Below are 15,554 nucleotides of genomic sequence, written 5' to 3' on the forward strand. Positions count from 1 at the left end.
GACTACAACCGCAGGAAGGCGTAGCCAAAGTCCGCGCTACAGCGCAGCACATGGAAAATGCGCCTCGTTACCGCTACTTCGCCGCACTCTTTCTACATTGCAAGCGCGTAACCCCATCTTTCAATTCCCATTCCGTACCCCATGAAAGTAACCGTTGTAGGGGCAGGTAACGTGGGCGCTACCTGCGCCGATGTACTCGCCACCCGCGAAATCGCCAACGAAATTGTTCTCGTCGACATCAAAGAAGGTATTGCCGAAGGCAAGGCCCTCGACATTTGGCAGAAGGCTCCCATCATCGGTTACGACTCGCGCACCATCGGCGTAACCAACGATTACAGCCGCACCGCCGATTCGGACGTGGTGGTAATTACCTCGGGCCTGCCCCGCAAGCCCGGCATGAGCCGCGACGACCTTATTTCCGTTAACGCCGGCATCGTGAAGTCGGTAACGGAGCAAGTAGTAAAGTACTCGCCCAACGCCATCATCATCGTCGTATCGAACCCGCTCGACGTGATGACCTACCAGGCGCACCTCACCTCGGGCCTCGACCGCATGAAGGTGTTCGGCATGGCCGGCATCCTCGATACGGCCCGCTACCGCGCATTCCTGGCCGAGGCCCTGAACGTGAGCCCCAAAGACATTCAGGCAGTACTGATGGGTGGCCACGGCGACACCATGGTGCCCCTGCCCCGCTACACCACCGTGGGCGGCATTCCGGTTACCGAGCTGATCGAGAAAGACAAGCTCGACGCCATTGTGCAGCGCACTGCCGTAGGCGGTGGCGAGCTGGTGAAGCTGATGGGTACTTCGGCCTGGTACGCTCCGGGTGCTGCCGCTGCGCAAATGGTGGAGGCCATCGTGCGCGACCAGCGCCGCGTGTTCCCGGTGTGCGTAGAGCTGAAAGGCGAATACGGCATCGACGGCGTGTACCTGGGTGCACCGGTAATCCTGGGCAAAAACGGCATCGAGCGCATCATCGAGCTGCAGCTGAACGACGAGGAGAAAGCGTTGCTTGAAACCTCGCGTGGCCACGTGAAAGAAGTAATGGACGCGCTGGACAAAATGGGCCAGCCCGCCAACGCGTAACCTGGCCTAACGGCCAAGCTTGCGAGCCGCTGCGCCTTCGGGTGCAGCGGCTCGTTTGTTTTCTGTCATTCCGAGCGAAGCGCGGAATCCGGGGAAATCAGCCATCTGATGCGCCTGAGTCAGCAGTGCCAGAATCGGGGCTCATGATGATTTCGAAAAGAGCAATACTCCCCTGATTCCGCGCTTCGCTCGCAATGACAAAAACGCAGCGGCCCCGCCTAGGTACCTAGGCGGGGCCGCTGCGTTGGGGGCTGCCCGTGGCTACTGCTGGCTAGCCCGAAACAGCTTCTGCTTTTCTTCCTTGGAAAGGCTCTCGTAGCCGGAGCGCGAAATCTTATCGAGTATCAGATCGATTTCTTCCTGGGGCGGCTGGGCCAGGCCGCCGCGTTTGGCACCTGCGGCGGTGGCCGGCGCACTGCGGTGCGTTACGCGCAAGCGCGGGCGCCCGTGCAACAGGCCGTTAATCCATTCGCCGACGGCAATAACCGGGCGGCCCAGGTCGCGGCCGCGCTGCAGCTGGTTGATGTAGATGAAGCCCAACACCGCGCCGCCCAGGTGGGCTATCTGTCCGCCGGGGTTGGTGCCGTTGATGCCGGCAATCGAAATCAGCACCACCGCCGCGGCTATGTACTTGATGCGTACCGGCCCGATGAGCAGCAAGTTGAAGGTGTAATCGGGCAAAAGCGTGGCGGCCGCTACAATCACGGCCGTTACGGCGCCCGAAGCCCCAAGCATGGGCACGCCCAAACCGGGGCGCAGCACGGGCAGCAGGTTGTAGCTCAGCACAAAAAACAACGCCCCCACCAAGGCACCCAGAATGTAGAGGCTCACGAGGCGCCGGTCGCCGAGGTACTCGCGCACCAGCATGCCAAACCAGTACAGGTTCAGCATGTTGAAAAGGATGTGGAAAAAGCCGTCGTGGGTGAAGGCGTAGGTGAGCACCGTCCAGGGGTGCCGCACGAGGCTGGGCAAATCGGAGGGCATGGCCAGCTGGCGCAGCACCACGTCGTAGGCGTCGCCCACGCTGCTCAGGTGCAGCACCGCGCGCATCACCACCAGCACCGCAAACACCAGCACGTTGATGACCAACAGCTGATTCAGCGCGTTGTCGCGGCGGGTAAAGGTTTGCTGAATATCGGCGAAGATGCTCATGGCAAGGGGGTGGGTTAGTAGAAGCGCGAGTGGTGCCGTTCCCAGTATTTCAACAGCAGGAAGCCGAACAACATTCCGCCCAGGTGGGCGAAGTGGGCCACGTTGTCGCCGGGGTTGCGCTCCACGCCCGCGTAGAGCTCGTACAGCCCGTACAACGCCACGAAATACTTGGCCTTGATGGGGAACGGGAAGAACAGGAGCATCAGCTCCGTATTGGGGAAAAGATAGGCAAAAGCCAGCAGAATGCCGAAAAGCGCCCCCGAAGCGCCCACCATCGGGCCGTTGAGGGCGCGCTCGTAAATCGTGTCGACGCTCTCGATTGCGCTCTTGATGTTGCTTTGGTTGCCGGGGTTTAGCTGAATGTCGCGGGCTACCATCTCGTAGCCTTGGGCCTGCGGGTAGTAGTCGCGGAAAAAGTCGCTGAACTCTACGGCGCTTGGCGACTCTACGAAGGCGTTGCGCGCGTCGCGCATTTGCCCTATCTCGTACTCCCGAATGCCCGAGTACAGCACCCCTGCCCCTATCCCGCAGATCAGCCAGAAAGCCAGAAACCGCTGCGGCCCCCAGCGCATTTCCAGCATCGGCCCGAAGGAAAACAGGCCGAACATGTTGGATAGCAGGTGGCCCCAGCCCGCGTGCATGAACATGTACGTGACGTGCTGAAACGGCTGAAACAGTTCGGAGGTCCAGGGATAGAGGGCCAGCAAACGCGGCACCACCCCAAGCGCACCCATGCTTTCGAGTAGCAACAGCCCTATGTTGATGAGGAGCAGGTTGCGCACCATGGGGGTGACATTGAGCATACGCAGAGCAGATTAAGGCTGATAGTGACTTGGCAGGCCGCCGGAAGGTATCTTCCGCTGCGGCCCACGCTACGCTTGCTTACGCAAAACGGGCAAGCGTAGCGGTACCCCGGCCAGGGCACCGCCCGGCACGAAGGTATAACCAGCGGGCCAACTGCCCAGTTTAGCGCCCCGGTGGGCCCGTGCCCCTAACCGCGCCCCTGCCGCAAAGCACCTAGGGCTTAGCTCCGGAAAAAGGCCTGGAGCTGATCGAACTCCAGCATCACGAGGGTGCGCTGGCCATCGGGCGTGTAGCCGGGGGTTTGGCAGGCAAACAGCCGGTCGATGAGGGCCGTCATTTCCACCTCGCTCAGGCGGGCGGCGGCCGCGGCGGCTACGCGGCGCGCGAGGCTGCGGGCCAGTTGCTCGCGGCGGTCGAGGCGGGCGCGCACGCCCGGCATCCGAAACTGTTCCAGCAAGCCTTCGAGCAACTCCTTTTCGTTGGCGCGGCTGGGCACATCCGCGGGCAGGCCTTCTACCACAATGGTGTTGGGCCCAAACTCCGAGAAGCGGAACCCTAGGTCGTGCAGCTCGGTGGTTACCTCGCGCAGCACGGCAAAGTCGCTGGGCGAAAAAGCCACCGTGCGCGGAAACAGCAGGGTTTGCGAGGCGCTGCTCTCCTCGGCAATCTGCTGCTGGTACTGCTCGTACAAAATCCGCTCGCGGGCCGCAATGTGGTCAATCATCATCAGCCCCGATTTCACGGGCACCAGCACGTATTGCTGCACCTGCACCACGCGGCGGCTGGGCAACGCGCCCGGCGCTGCGGCACCGCCCTCGGCGGCGCCGGTGCTGGGGCCGTGCGTAAGCGGCAACTCGGGCGAGGCTGGGGCTGCGGCAGCCGGCGCGGTGGGCACCGGCGGCAACACCGGAATGGCGGGCAACGGCTCGGGTTTGGCGTCGGGCGCCTCGGCCTCAATGTCATCGAGGGCGCCGGGCTGGCTCAGGGTTTTATAAAAGTCTTCCAGCGCTTTGCGGGCTTGCTCGGTGGGGCGCGGCGTCAGGGGTTTTTCATCGGTCCAGCGCGTGGCCTCGCGCGTGGGTCGGGCGGGAGCGGCAGCGGCGGCCATGGCCGCGGCCAAAGCCCCGCCTTCGTTCCCTAGGTTGTGGTGCGCGTTATCATCAGGGTCGGCAAAGTCTGATATCGAGCCCGTGCGCAGGCCCGCCAGCGGCGCAAAGTTCACGTTGCTCTCGAAGTCCAACGACGGGGCCATGTTGTGCAGACCTAGGGCCTGCTTTACGGCGGCGCGCACAATGGCGTACACGGTTTTCTCGTCCTCGAACTTGATTTCCGTTTTGGTGGGGTGCACGTTGATGTCGATGGTCTTGGGGTCGAGCTCCAGAAACAGCACGTAAAACGGGTGCGTCTCCTTGGGCAGCAGGCCCTCGTAGGCGGCCAGCACCGCGTGGTTCAGGTAGGCCGAGCGGATAAAGCGCCCGTTCACGAAGAAAAACTGGTCGCCGCGGCTTTTTTTGGCCGATTCGGGCTTGCCGATGTAGCCTTTCACCGAAATAAACGGCGTAACCTCCTCTACCAGCGCCAGCTGCTCCTTGTAGCTGTTGCCAAGCAACGACACCACGCGCTGGCTGAGCTTGCCGGCCGGCAGGTTAAACACCTCCAGGTCGTTCTGGTACAGCGAAAAGCTGATGTTTGACTTCGACAGCGCCACGTGCTGAAACTCGTCGAGAATGTGGCGCATTTCCACCGCATTGCTCTTCAGAAAGTTGCGGCGCGCCGGCACGTTGTAAAACAGGTTTTTTACGGCAATGCTGGTGCCATCGGGGCACGCCGTGGGCTGCTGATTGGCCACCTGCGAGCCTTCTACCAGCAGCTGGGTGCCGGTTTCCTGCGCCCGCAGCTTCGACTTGATTTCGACCTGGGCCACGGCCGCAATCGAGGCCAGCGCCTCGCCCCGAAACCCGAGGGTACGAATCCGAAACAGGTCCTCCGTCGTACGAATCTTACTGGTGGCGTGCCGCTCCAGGCTCATGCGCGCATCCGTAGCCGACATGCCCGAGCCGTTATCTACTACCTGCACCAGCTGCTTGCCGGCCTCCTTCACGATCAGCTGAATTTGGGTAGCGCCGGCATCCACGGCGTTTTCCAGTAGCTCTTTCACCACCGAAGCCGGGCGCTGCACTACCTCGCCGGCGGCAATCTGGTTAGCTAGGTATTCGGGCAGCAGTTGAATGATATCGGACATAGCAATACGAACCTCAACGGGGGTTGCGTTTGTTCTGATGAAGGGCAAAGGTACGTCACCGCCCGACGGCTTGCGCCACCGGTCTGAGTCAGCCGGACTCAGCATGGGATTTTACCCGTAGCCGCGTCGTAACATTTCCTGAAAATGAACGGCTTGCTGGTTCCGGCTGTAATTGGTCCCAAATTAGCACTCATCCGCCACGGGAAATAATGCGTAAGTTTGTGGCCAGCTTTTGCTTGCGGGCTTGCTCGTAAGTTGGTCGGCCATCGTCTTACGGGCTTCGGCCGGTTATTTCCGCTCCGTTTGTTTGGCGCCCTTCCCCGTAGGTTCCGGCCTCCGCAGAAGGGCGCAGATGCAGGCGGCCGACTTAGCCATTTCATTTACGCGACACGACACAGAGGCCAATGGGCAAGGAATTTCGGATCGGATTGGTACTGCTGCTGTTGGCCGTTACGGGTCTGATCGTGTCGTCCTCTGCCCCCCACGACAAGGGCGCAGAGCCCCGCTCCGTAGCCGAGCAACAGTGGGTCGATTCGGTCTTTTCCTCGCTCACGCCCGATCAGCGCCTGGGCCAGCTGTTTATGGTGGCTGCTTACTCCAACAAGGATAAGAAGCACACCACCTACACGGAGTTTTTGGTGCGCGAGTACAACATCGGCGGCCTCATGTTTTTGCAGGGCGGCCCGCGCCGGCAGGCCCAGCTTACCAACCGTTACCAGACTGCCGCCCGCACCCCCCTGCTTATTGCCATGGATGCGGAGTGGGGCCTGAACATGCGCCTCGATTCCTCCATGCACTTCGCCAAGCAAATGACGCTCGGCGCCATGGACGACGACCGGTTCGTGTACCAGATGGGCCGCGAAATTGCCCTGAAAATGCGCACCCTAGGTGTGCACGTGAGCTTTTCGCCGGTGGTCGATGTCAACTCGAACCCCAATAACCCGGTAATCGGCAACCGCTCCTTCGGCGAAAACAAAGAGCAGGTAGCCAAGTTAGGCACGGCCTACATCCGCGGTTTGCAGGACCACGGCGTAATGGCCGTTGCCAAGCACTTCCCCGGCCACGGCGACACCGACGTGGACTCGCACCTGGCCCTGCCGGTTATCAACACCGATATGGTGCGCCTGTCCAACGTCGACCTCTACCCTTTCCAGAAGTCGTTCGAGGCCGGCGTAATGGGCGTGATGGTGGCCCATTTGTACATGCCCCTCTTCGACACGGTACGTACGCAAACCACTACCCTTTCGCGCAACCTCGTTACGGGGCTACTGAAGGAGAAAATGGGCTACAAAGGCTTGGTTTTCACCGATGCGCTTAACATGAAGAGCGTGGCCGACCTCTACAAGCCCGGCGAGCTGGATGCGCTGGCTTTGCTGGCTGGCAACGATGTACTGCTGTTTTCGGAGGATGTGCCCATGGCCATCCAGAAGATTAAAGGCCTGGTAGCGGCCAACAAGATTTCGCAGGAAGAAATCGACTACCGCGTACGCAAAGTGCTGCGCGCCAAGTTTTGGGCTGGCCTCAACCGCAAGCCTGTGGTCGACGTGCCCAATCTGATGAATAACCTGAACCGCCCGCTCAGCCGGGTGGTGCAGCAAAGCATCTACGAGCACGCCACCACCGTGGTGAAAAACGAAGACGACCTGCTGCCCTTCACCAACCTCGATTCGCTCCGCGTAGCCTCCATCACCATTGGCGCGCCCAACGGCAACCAGTTCGGCAAAACGATGCAGCGCTACATGCCCTGCGCCACCTACGCCATCCCGAACCGCTACGCCCCCGATTCGACTTTTGAGAACCTGCTGCCGAAGCTGAGCCCCTACAACACGGTGGTGGTTAGCTTTCATAACATGAACAACACCCCGGCCCACAACTACGGCCTAGGTGACGGAGCCCTCCGGTTCGTGAAGAAGCTGCAAGAAAACAAGAACCTGAAAACCGTGGTAGTGCTAATGGGCAATGCGTATGCCCTGAAGCACGTGGAAGATGCCCGTACCCTGGTATGCGGCTACGAAGACAACTTCACGTCGCAGTCGGTGGTACCGCAAATTCTGTTCGGGGCGCTGCCGGCCAAAGGCAACCTGCCCGTTACGGTATCCGAAAAAATGCTGGCCGGCACCGGGCTGCCCACCGCCGATTTCCGCCGCTTGCGCTACGCCACGCCCGAAGCCGTCGGCCTCGATTCGCGCGTGCTGGCCCAAATCGACAACATAGCTACCGAGGCCATTGCTTACGCCGCCACGCCCGGCTGCCAGGTACTGGTAGCCAAAGACGGCGCCGTGGTGTACGACAAGAGCTTTGGCTACTGCACCTACGACAAGAGCCAGCCCGTAACCAACGAGACGCTGTACGATCTGGCCTCCATCTCGAAAGTAGCCGGTACCCTGCAGAGCATCATGTGGCTGAAAGACGAGGGCAAGCTGAACCTCGACAGCAAAGTATCGGATTACCTCCCCGACCTGAAAGGCACCAACAAGAAGGACATGACGGTGCGGCAGGTGCTGCTGCACCAGGCCGGCCTGAAGGCGGGCATCCCCACCTGGGAGCGTACCGTTACGCGCACCGGCAGCCTGAAGCCCACCTTTTATGCCAGCACCCGCACCGATGACTTTGCCCGCGAGGTGATTCCGGGCACTTACGTGGCCCGCTCGGCCGAAGACTCGGTGTGGACGTGGATCAAGCGCAGCTCCATGCTGCCGAAAGGCAAAGGCGGCGTGTACCCCACCGAGTACTCCGATCTGAGCTTCATCATTCTGAAGCGCCTGGCCGAAAAAGTATTGAACCAGCCCATCGAGGCGTTTCTGCAGCGCACTTTCTACGCGCCACTAGGCCTGAACACCATGACTTACAACCCGCTGCAGCGGTTTCCGAAGTCGTGCATTGCGCCTACCGAAAACGATAACTACTACCGCCACACCCAGTTGCAAGGCACCGTGCACGACCAGGCCGCGGCGCTCATGGGTGGCGTGGCCGGCCACGCGGGGTTGTTTTCGAACGCCAACGACCTGGCTATTCTGATGCAAATGAACCTGCAGAATGGCCGCTACGGCGGGCGCCGGTTCTTCAACACGCCGGTGGTGGCGGAGTTTGCCCGCTCGGCCAGCACCGCTAACCGCCGCGGCTTGGGTTGGGACCATGGCGACCCCACCAAGCCCGAAGGGCCTACGAGTAACCTGTCGCCGGCCAGCACCTTCGGCCATACCGGCTTCACGGGCACCTGCGTGTGGATGGACCCGGAAAACAAGATTATGTATATTTTCTTGTCGAACCGGGTGTACCCCGATGCCGGCAACAACAAGCTGCGCCAGTACAACATCCGGACGCGCATTCACGACGTTATCTACAAGTCTATCCTGACGGACGCCGACAAGGGCAAAAGTTGATTAGAGGGGAAGCGTATTTCTATGTGGTGTGGAACAAGCAACCCCTTGACCGGCGCGTCGTCCCTGACCAGGACGGCGCGTTCTTTTTTGGCGTAACCCACTTCTAACACCTGCTGCGGCCTAGGTCGGCGCGTATAATTCTGCGGGTTTTTCCAACTTGCCGCTGCTTGCGCTGTTAGGCAGCCAAACCCCTCCTCCTTCTGCCCCTGCTGCACACCCACACTATGAATATTGGCATTGTCTGTTACCCTACTTTCGGCGGCTCGGGTGTAGTGGCCACCGAGTTGGGCAAAGCCCTGGCGCTGAAGGGCCACCGTGTGCACTTCATCACCTACAGCCAACCCGTTCGGCTCGATTTCTTCAACGAAAACCTGTTTTACCACGAGGTTTTCATTCCGCCGTACCCGCTGTTTCAGTTTCCGCCCTACGAGCTGGCGCTGGCCAGCAAAATGGTCGACATCGTGCAGAACGAGAAACTGGATGTACTGCACGTGCACTACGCTATTCCGCACGCCTCGGCGGCGTACATGGCCAAGCAAATTCTGCGCACCAAGGGCATTCAGATTCCGGTAATTACCACGCTCCACGGCACCGATATTACCCTGGTGGGCAAAGATGCCTCGTACGAGCCGGTGGTTACGTTCAGCATCAACCAGTCCGATGCCGTTACGTCGGTTTCGGCTGATTTGAAGGACGAAACCTACCGCTACTTTGCGGTGGAGAAAGACATTGAGGTTATCCCGAACTTCATCAACCTGGAGCGCTTCAAGAAACAGCGCAAGGAGCACTTTCGGGCGGCTATTGCGCCCGAGGGCGAAAAGCTGCTGATCCACACCTCCAACTTCCGCTCCGTGAAGCGCGTCGACGACGTGGTGCGGATTTTTGCCGGGGTGCGCGAGCAAATGCCCGTGAAGCTGCTGCTGGTGGGCGACGGCCCCGACCGCCCGCGCATCGAGAAGCTGTGCCGCGAGCTGGGCCATTGCCAGGATGTGCGTTTCCTGGGCAAGATGGAAGCCGTGGAAGAGGTACTGAGCATCTCCGACCTGTTCCTGATGCCTTCCGAGAAAGAAAGCTTTGGCCTGGCGGCCCTGGAGGCCATGGCCTGCGAAGTGCCCGTTATTAGCACCAACGCCGGCGGCATTCCGGAGCTGAACGTGCACGGCCTCACCGGCATGGTCAGCAACATCGGCGACGTGCCCGACATGGTACAAAACGCCCTCTACGTGCTCCACGACGATAACCTACCCCGATTTAAGGCCGCCGCCCGCACCCACGCCGAAGAGTTTGCCGTGGAGAAGATTGTGCCCCGCTACGAAGCCTGCTACCAGCGCGCCATCGACGCGGTGCTGGCTGGGGTGTAAAATGGCTCTTTTCAGGTCATCCTTCATCTGTCGTCCGCAAAGCGAAGGACCTTATCGCGGCTGAACAACTGACGTAACACCGTCTTGTTCTTGCGCGATAAGGTCCTTCGCTTTGCGGACGACAGATGAAGGATGACAGCTTTTTAAGGAACCTAAAACAACCCTGCGGCTTCGCGCTTAACGGCGTTTAGCGCCGGGGTGGTGGGGTCGGTTTCGTCGGCAATCAGGGTTTCGAGCACGCGCTTGGCCAGCTCGGTGCCGCGGGCCTGCTGCTGGTTGGGCAGGGTTTGGTAGGCCTTGTTAATCATGGTAAGCACGTTTTCCTTGGCCTGCCGCACCTGCGCCCAGGCTTCGGGGCTCATGTAGAGCTGCTGCGAGAGGTTGTGCTCGTACTCAGCCCGGATTTCCTGCACCAGCAGGCGGTGGTACTCGGTGGCGGTTTGGCCGGCCGAGCTCAGGCGCACCAGCAGGTTGTTGGGCGTGATGCGCTCGAGCAGCAGCGTTATGCGCTCGTAAGCTTGCAGCCGGATGGGCAGCACGGTTTTGGCATTCTCGAAGCGCAAGGCAATGAGGCGGCGCTGCTGGTCTTTTTCGAGGTATTGCTGCAGCAGGAAGTACACCGTGCCGGCCACGATGAGCGCGGGCAAGGTAATCTTGAGCAGGTCGATGATGAGGGCAGTATCCATGCGGAAAGAAACACGCCGCGCTGGCGGCACAGTGGAGGGTAATAGCTGATGCCCTAAAAACGGCGCCAACGCACCTAGGGCCGGCAAATATAGTACGGTGAACCTGCCGCCTACGGCCGCTGTTACGGTATCGTTACGGCTTATGGCACTTGGGCTGTATCTTTGTAGCCCAGGGCGGCAGGCCCTCCCCAACCGAAGATTCTACGCAACAACTTCTGACTATGGCAACTGCCACGGCTTCCACCAAAACCGCTCCCATCACGCTCACATCGCGCGCACTGGAAGAGGTGAAAAACATTCTCCGCGAGAAGAACGTCCCGGCCGAGTACGGCCTGCGCGTAGGCGTGCAGGGCGGCGGCTGCTCGGGCCTGAGCTACCTGCTCGGCTTCGACAAAGCCAAGGACCAGGACGAAACCTTCGACGTGGACGGCGTAAAGCTGATCATGGATAAAAAGCACGCAATGTACGTGTTGGGCATGGAAGTCGACTTCCAGGATGGCCTGAACGCCCGCGGCTTCACCTTCAGCAACCCCCAGGCCAAAAGCACCTGCGGCTGCGGCTCGTCGTTCTCGGCGTAAGCCCCTAGGTCGTTTTCAAGCCACAAGCCCCGGCAACTGCGCAGTTGCCGGGGCTTGTGGTTTTAGCTGAAATCGTAAGGGTAGCCGATTTCCTGCAGGTCGGCTTCGAGTTGGGGCCAATCCTCCAGCTCGGCAATGATGCCGCGCACCACCTCCTTGGTAAGTACCTCCCCGCGGTAGATGTGCGCCACGGCACCTAGGGCCAACGGCTGGCGGTCAGTTTCCTCGATGAAATACCCGTTGGCCCACTCGGCATAGGTTTCGGGCTTGCCATCGAAGATGTACAGCAGCTCCTCCGAACCGTCTTCGCCGTGGGTGGGCGGGCCGGTTTGCCAACCCGTTTCGGGCGTGTACCACAAGCAAAACGTGGTGCCGATGGAGCTGACGGGCTCGCCAAACATAAACTCCTCGAACGCTTCGGGCAGCCCGCGCGTCAGCTGCTGTTTATCGGCTTGGTCGTAGCCCTCCAGGTAGCCGTTGATGCAGCAACCCTCCTTGCGGAACAGCACCAGCATCTGGTCGCCCTCGCCGTCGTTCATTTCAAACAGCTCCTCGCCCAGGCCCCAGGCGGGGTCGTAGGTGTGGTAGCGGTATTCCCACTCCTGCGAGTTGATGGCATCGAGCACCGCCAACGATTTGCAGAGGCGTTGCAGGGTTGGGGCGTCGGGCAGGGCGGCGTAGTTGCGGGTTGAAATCATATGTACAGCGTAATAGCGTTTATGTGCTGAGAAGAACAATTATACCCTATCTATTACCGCTTAATGAGCCGATAAAACCCATTACCGTCTTGCCCCATCCGTAGCCCATTGTAGAATACGCTGTTGTACCGAAAGACGTCGAAGCACTTGCTTTCTTTAATGGTGTAAGTGATGTCGAGCGTGTCGGTATCCATACGATTTAGACGAATGAACAATCGGGCGTCAGATTTGCCATCGAATCCCACGGGGCGCAGTTCTACCACGCTGCCGGGTCCTGCAACAGACTCGTTATACACGGTGAAGTCAGCCGCTACGCCCTGGTAGCTTATTCTAATCGAGTCGGGGTGGTATTGGGAAGTAGAGCGCCCAATCAGGTTTTGACTTGTCGGCGACACTAGCAAGAAGGCCAGCGAACTGTTCGGGGGGTCTACATCATCACATCTGTTACAGCCAGCCAGGGTAATCGCTGTTAGCAAGCAGGCAATGTTACTTGTGCAATTTTTCACGTGACAATGGGTTGTGGATGCGGTGGCTGTTGAAGCCCGACATGCGTAAACTAATGCGTACCAGCGCGTGGCGCAGGCACTGACCGAGCCGGATGCCCGGCTTCATCCCTAGGTTAGTTCAATACGTCTTCGTCATATCGGCCGGCACCACCAGCACATAGTCTGCTTTTTTCAGGTGCTCCTTATCAAGCTTGCCGAGTTGCTCCTGCGTTACGGTGCTGATGGTAAGAATGCGTAGCTGAGGCTCGGCCTGGCGCAGGTACCACACAATGCCGTCGTGGTTATCGGAGTGGTACGCGCCGTTTAGGTGCAGCAGCAATTGGCCGGGCTGGCGGCTTTGGCGGATGAAGTGCGCCATGGTGGCGTCTTTGAGGGCCTGGGCCTGCACAATGTTTTGCACGCCGGCTGCGTGGGCCGCGTCGCCGCCGAACATCTTAAACATATTCTGGTAGCCGGGCAGGTTGTAATCGACCTTGATGGGCAAGGGCGCCACCCACTTTTTCTCGTCGGCACCTAGGGCATCGAGGGCCGTGAGGCTGCCCTTGGCTACTTGCTGCGCGAAGCGGCGGGGCACGTTGGTGCCCACCACGCGCAGCTTCTGTTGCCTGGCCAGTAGCAGCAGGGGCTTGTAGTCGGTGGGGTAATTGGGCCAGGGGCGGCTTTGCTCCTCAAACGCTTTGTCGTCCAGCTCGCCCACGTTGTACTGCTCCACCAGGGGCTGCACGTCGCGCTCGAACATTTCCAGACCTAGGACCAGCTGCCCCGCTTTGCGCTGCGCCAGCTCCTTGGCCACCTGCAGCTCCAGCCAGTGCGCCATGGGGTCGTTGTGCTGCTCGCCGAACAGCACCACATCGGCCCCAGCCAGCTCCTTGGTCATCCGGCCGAATGATACCGGCTTGCCATCGGCCGTGAAGAGGCGGTAGGCGGGCCGGTCGTCGGTGTTGTCGGGGCCGGAGCCGGTTGCAGAAGCCGTTGCCGTAGCGAGCATAAACAGAGCAGCAAGCAAAACTCGAATCATAGTAGCGAGCAGCCCGACGCTGCCTGTGTGTTAGTCCCAATCGTCGCCTTCGGCACCCATGCCAATAAGCCAATAGGGCGCACAGGTTACGGTATTGCGCGAGGCACTGTTCAACTCCACCCGATCTACCACGCGGCCGTTTACCAGCATTTCCAGTTTCAGCCAACTGTTGGCAGCGGGCTGGAGCGCGCTGCTGCAGCTTACGTTGCGCAGGGCAATGGCGGCATCCAGGTGGTCGTACCAGCCAAACTCGCCCAGGTTGTACGTGCTATCGGCCCGCACGGCGTAGGTGTAGTGGCCGCTGGGGCCGGGCTGGGGGTTGGTGGTGGTGTTTCGTACCGAGGTGTAGTGCATTTCGGCGCCCAGGCCGGCGAGGTTCTGGCCGGTAACCCGCAGCGCAACGGTGTATTTTACCTTGTCCTTCAGCGGATCATCGTCGCAGCTTGCCAGCAAAGCCAGCACCAGCAACACCAGCAAGGGCGCGCGCAGCAGTTGTTTCATGCCCCAAAGTAACGATTAGAAACTACCTCGGCCGTAAAGCACCGAAGCCCTTCCTAGGTCAGGAAGGGCTTCGGTTATCAAGGGAGCAAGCAAGCGGCTAGCCTTTGTAGAAGAGCCACTTCGACAGCTCGCCGTAGGTTACTTTTTTGCCGTACATCAGAATACCCACGCGGTAGATGCGGCCCGCCAGCCAGATGGTGCCCATAAAACCGGCAATCAGCAGCGCCATCGACATGGCAATTTGCCAGGCCGGCACGCCGCCGAAGGGCAGGCGCATCATCATGGCAATGGGCGAGGTAAACGGAATCATCGACATCCAGAACGCCACCGAGCCGTTGGGGTTGGTTGTCAGGATGGCCTGCGACACCACAAACGTGAGTACCAGCGGCATCGTCACGGGCATCATAAACTGCTGGGTGTCGGTTTCGCTGTCCACGGCCGAGCCGATGGCCCCGAACAGGGCGCCGTAGAACAGGTACCCGCCCAGGAAGTAGAACAGGAAGCAGCCCAGCAGCAAGGGCATGTTCAGGTCGGCGTTGTCCAGGGCCTGAAAGGCTTTTGCCGAGAAGTTCTCCTTTTTCGCGGCCTCGTCGGCAGGCGTATCCTTGCGGGCAATGGCTGTAGCGTCAACATCGGCAGTAGTGCCCGAAACGCTGGCGGCCTGGCTAGCCACGGCCTTATCGGGGCTGACGAAGGCAGAAGCTGCTGTGCTGATGCCCATGGAAAGCAGCACCCACAACGCCAGCTGCGTAAAGCCCACGCCGGCAATGCCCAGCACCTTGCCCATCATCAGCTGGAAGGGCTTCACGGAGGAAATTACCACCTCCACAATGCGGTTGGTTTTTTCCTCCATCACGCCGCGCATAATCTGCACGCCGTAGAGGAAAATGAAGATGTAGATCAGGAAGCCGAAAAAGTACGCCACGCCCGTGCTGATGCCCGTGCTGGAGCTCTTTTCGCCTTCATCACTCAGGCTCACGGTTTGCAGATCGATGTCGGCCTTGAGGTTATCGAGCACCGAGCGGTCGATGCCGGCTTGCTGCAGCCGGCGGTTTTCGATGGCTTTGTTGGCAGCCCGCCGAATGTCGTTTTCGAGGGTTAGGCTCAGGCCCTTCCGCGAAAACACCTGAAACCCATCGGGGTTGCCGATGTCCATTTTCGGTACGTACAGCAGGGCGTCGTACTTGGCTTTCTGAAACTCCTGCTTGGCCGTGGCCAAATCGGGCGATACGCGCGTGAAGCTGATGTCGTCCTTGCTTTCGGGCAGCTTATCGGCAAACAACCCGCCGGCATCGGCAATGGCTACCACCTTGCCGCTGTCCGACATTTTCGCGATGAGCACCGGCACCGCAAACAAGGCCACCGTAAGCAGCGGCCCGATAAGCGACATGATGATAAAGCTTTTTTTGCGCACCCGAGTGAGGTACTCGCGCTGCGCGATAAGCCAGATTTTAGACATGATTGTGTTGATGTTTTGAGAGAAGAATAGCGCCTGCCGTGTAGGGCAGCAAGCACAAGCACTTGGGCGGGCCCCTAGGT

Annotated in this window: 12 protein-coding genes; 4 read left to right on the forward strand and 8 right to left on the reverse strand. The window is 60.1% G+C overall.

The genetic code is table 11. The features are described from left to right. Positions 1-141 precede the first annotated feature (141 nt). Entirely contained in the window at positions 142-1,086 is a 945-nt protein-coding gene (gene mdh / locus OIS50_RS10040) for a malate dehydrogenase (RefSeq protein ID WP_264690503.1), read from the forward strand. 261 nt (positions 1,087-1,347) lie between these two features. On the opposite strand, the gene OIS50_RS10045 is transcribed toward mdh, so the two are convergent. The 3 genes from OIS50_RS10045 to mutL form a co-directional block, all read right to left on the reverse strand. Continuing rightward, entirely contained in the window at positions 1,348-2,238 is an 891-nt protein-coding gene (locus OIS50_RS10045) for a rhomboid family intramembrane serine protease (RefSeq protein ID WP_264690504.1), read from the reverse strand. Positions 2,239-2,252: 14 nt separating this feature from the next. Beyond that, a complete protein-coding gene (locus tag OIS50_RS10050) occupies positions 2,253-3,041 on the reverse strand; it encodes a rhomboid family intramembrane serine protease (RefSeq protein ID WP_264690505.1) in 789 nt (262 codons plus the stop codon). A 221-nt stretch (positions 3,042-3,262) separates the two neighbouring features. After that, positions 3,263-5,284 carry a DNA mismatch repair endonuclease MutL gene (gene mutL, locus OIS50_RS10055; protein ID WP_264690506.1) on the reverse strand — a complete coding sequence of 674 codons (2,022 nt, stop codon included), beginning with the start codon at positions 5,282-5,284 and terminating at the stop codon, positions 3,263-3,265. A gap of 404 nt (positions 5,285-5,688) precedes the next feature. On the opposite strand from mutL, the gene OIS50_RS10060 reads away from it, so the two are divergent. Together OIS50_RS10060 and bshA are read left to right on the forward strand one after the other, a co-directional pair. Continuing rightward, positions 5,689-8,667: a glycoside hydrolase family 3 N-terminal domain-containing protein gene (locus OIS50_RS10060; protein ID WP_264690507.1), complete on the forward strand. Its 2,979-nt coding sequence runs from the start codon at positions 5,689-5,691 to the stop codon at positions 8,665-8,667. Positions 8,668-8,891: 224 nt separating this feature from the next. After that, on the forward strand, positions 8,892-10,028 hold the full coding sequence (gene bshA / locus OIS50_RS10065; protein ID WP_264690508.1) for an N-acetyl-alpha-D-glucosaminyl L-malate synthase BshA: 1,137 nt from the start codon (positions 8,892-8,894) through the stop codon (positions 10,026-10,028). A gap of 152 nt (positions 10,029-10,180) precedes the next feature. Here bshA and OIS50_RS10070 read toward each other — a convergent pair whose 3' ends face one another. Beyond that, positions 10,181-10,714 (reverse strand): DUF7935 family protein, encoded by a 534-nt coding sequence (locus tag OIS50_RS10070; RefSeq protein WP_264690509.1) that lies wholly within the window; start codon positions 10,712-10,714, stop codon positions 10,181-10,183. Between the two features lie 221 nt (positions 10,715-10,935). On the opposite strand from OIS50_RS10070, the gene OIS50_RS10075 reads away from it, so the two are divergent. Further along, positions 10,936-11,292, forward strand: a complete 357-nt coding sequence (locus OIS50_RS10075; RefSeq protein ID WP_264690510.1) for a HesB/IscA family protein — start codon at positions 10,936-10,938, stop codon at positions 11,290-11,292. Between the two features lie 62 nt (positions 11,293-11,354). Here OIS50_RS10075 and OIS50_RS10080 read toward each other — a convergent pair whose 3' ends face one another. The 4 genes from OIS50_RS10080 to OIS50_RS10095 form a co-directional block, all read right to left on the reverse strand. Then, positions 11,355-11,990 carry a hypothetical protein gene (locus OIS50_RS10080; RefSeq protein WP_264690511.1) on the reverse strand — a complete coding sequence of 212 codons (636 nt, stop codon included), beginning with the start codon at positions 11,988-11,990 and terminating at the stop codon, positions 11,355-11,357. A 624-nt stretch (positions 11,991-12,614) separates the two neighbouring features. Beyond that, complete coding sequence (locus tag OIS50_RS10085; RefSeq protein ID WP_264690512.1) at positions 12,615-13,484, reverse strand: ChaN family lipoprotein; 870 nt, start codon at positions 13,482-13,484, stop codon at positions 12,615-12,617. A gap of 60 nt (positions 13,485-13,544) precedes the next feature. Beyond that, positions 13,545-14,015: a hypothetical protein gene (locus tag OIS50_RS10090; RefSeq protein ID WP_264690513.1), complete on the reverse strand. Its 471-nt coding sequence runs from the start codon at positions 14,013-14,015 to the stop codon at positions 13,545-13,547. Positions 14,016-14,112: 97 nt separating this feature from the next. After that, the gene (locus tag OIS50_RS10095; protein WP_264690514.1) at positions 14,113-15,474 is read right to left on the reverse strand and encodes an ABC transporter permease; all 1,362 of its coding nucleotides are present in this window, start codon (positions 15,472-15,474) and stop codon (positions 14,113-14,115) included. Positions 15,475-15,554 lie beyond the last annotated feature (80 nt).

Source organism: Hymenobacter sp. YIM 151858-1 (assembly GCF_025979705.1).
Taxonomy (GTDB): Bacteria; Bacteroidota; Bacteroidia; order Cytophagales; family Hymenobacteraceae; genus Solirubrum.

What these genes read in the sequence shown, in the direction of transcription:
- mdh (WP_264690503.1), top strand. Translation starts at nt 142, where the DNA reads ATGAAAGTAACCGTTGTAGGGGCAGGTAACGTGGGCGCTACCTGCGCC.
- OIS50_RS10045 (WP_264690504.1), bottom strand. Translation starts at nt 2,238, where the DNA reads ATGAGCATCTTCGCCGATATTCAGCAAACCTTTACCCGCCGCGACAAC.
- OIS50_RS10050 (WP_264690505.1), bottom strand. Translation starts at nt 3,041, where the DNA reads ATGCTCAATGTCACCCCCATGGTGCGCAACCTGCTCCTCATCAACATA.
- mutL (WP_264690506.1), bottom strand. Translation starts at nt 5,284, where the DNA reads ATGTCCGATATCATTCAACTGCTGCCCGAATACCTAGCTAACCAGATT.
- OIS50_RS10060 (WP_264690507.1), top strand. Translation starts at nt 5,689, where the DNA reads ATGGGCAAGGAATTTCGGATCGGATTGGTACTGCTGCTGTTGGCCGTT.
- bshA (WP_264690508.1), top strand. Translation starts at nt 8,892, where the DNA reads ATGAATATTGGCATTGTCTGTTACCCTACTTTCGGCGGCTCGGGTGTA.
- OIS50_RS10070 (WP_264690509.1), bottom strand. Translation starts at nt 10,714, where the DNA reads ATGGATACTGCCCTCATCATCGACCTGCTCAAGATTACCTTGCCCGCG.
- OIS50_RS10075 (WP_264690510.1), top strand. Translation starts at nt 10,936, where the DNA reads ATGGCAACTGCCACGGCTTCCACCAAAACCGCTCCCATCACGCTCACA.
- OIS50_RS10080 (WP_264690511.1), bottom strand. Translation starts at nt 11,990, where the DNA reads ATGATTTCAACCCGCAACTACGCCGCCCTGCCCGACGCCCCAACCCTG.
- OIS50_RS10085 (WP_264690512.1), bottom strand. Translation starts at nt 13,484, where the DNA reads ATGCTCGCTACGGCAACGGCTTCTGCAACCGGCTCCGGCCCCGACAAC.
- OIS50_RS10090 (WP_264690513.1), bottom strand. Translation starts at nt 14,015, where the DNA reads ATGAAACAACTGCTGCGCGCGCCCTTGCTGGTGTTGCTGGTGCTGGCT.
- OIS50_RS10095 (WP_264690514.1), bottom strand. Translation starts at nt 15,474, where the DNA reads ATGTCTAAAATCTGGCTTATCGCGCAGCGCGAGTACCTCACTCGGGTG.